Origin of the sequence: Secundilactobacillus paracollinoides DSM 15502 = JCM 11969 (assembly GCF_001311135.1) — a bacterium.
Lineage (GTDB): Bacteria > Bacillota > Bacilli > Lactobacillales > Lactobacillaceae > Secundilactobacillus > Secundilactobacillus paracollinoides.
In genome coordinates, this window is record NZ_BBAG01000162.1 from 1 (window position 1) to 781 (window position 781).

Genomic DNA, 781 nt, shown 5'->3' on the forward strand with positions numbered 1-781 from the left:
CCCCTTGCAAGCACCGCAGCTGCCACAAACGTAGTCTTGTGGCTAGCATGCGGGTTGATTGCCAATCCTCTGTTATTCGATTATCATTAGGAGGTCATCAGCCGTCGGCTGATCCGACTTTTGATAATCGAATAACTTTGCCCGCAGGGCAACGGAGGTGGGACTTGTGAACGAACCACAAAATCTGGCTAGCACAAAAAAGACGACTCAGGTTCATCGTCAGGCTAGCAAACAAATTAATTTTCGGGTGAGTGAACCGGACTATTTAAAGCTGGCGCGTTCCGCGCAAACTTTAAATCTGTCCGTGCCGGCTTTTGTCAAAAAGAAGGCCCAGGGGGCGCGCTTAGTTGCCCCTAAGATTGCTGCCCAAGATGCCCAGAACATCACTCATCAGTTAGCTAAAATTGGCGGTAATCTTAATCAACTGGCCCATCATGCTAATCAAGGTGGTCAAATCGATCCCCAGGCATTAAAGAATTTACAAAACGAGGTGCACCGCGTATGGCAACAACTCACGTAAAACGTTCCACCAGTGCATCTAGGTTAGTCAATTACGCTGAAAAACGAGCCATCAAAAAAGATGGCCTCAATTTAGATATTCAGTACGCTAAAAGCGAATTTAAACAAGTGCGGGCCGTCTATGGCAATCCTGGTAAAACCCAAGCGTATGCCAGCCGGATTGCCTTTAGCCCGTTGGAATTTAATCCGCAAGATCCTCATGATCAGACAACGGTTTTAGCCGTTGCCAAAGAAGTTTATGCCAAAGCCTATCCCAATCAAC

General features: G+C 47.1%; 1 protein-coding gene and 1 pseudogene. Both read left to right on the forward strand.

The genetic code is table 11. The features are described from left to right. Positions 1–166 precede the first annotated feature (166 nt). The gene (locus JCM11969_RS16800; protein ID WP_068226452.1) at positions 167–520 is read left to right on the forward strand and encodes a plasmid mobilization protein; all 354 of its coding nucleotides are present in this window, start codon (positions 167–169) and stop codon (positions 518–520) included. Continuing rightward, a pseudogene (locus JCM11969_RS16805) lies at positions 502–781 on the forward strand (relaxase/mobilization nuclease domain-containing protein); the annotation flags it as partial. The gene JCM11969_RS16800 and the pseudogene JCM11969_RS16805, both read left to right, overlap by 19 nt.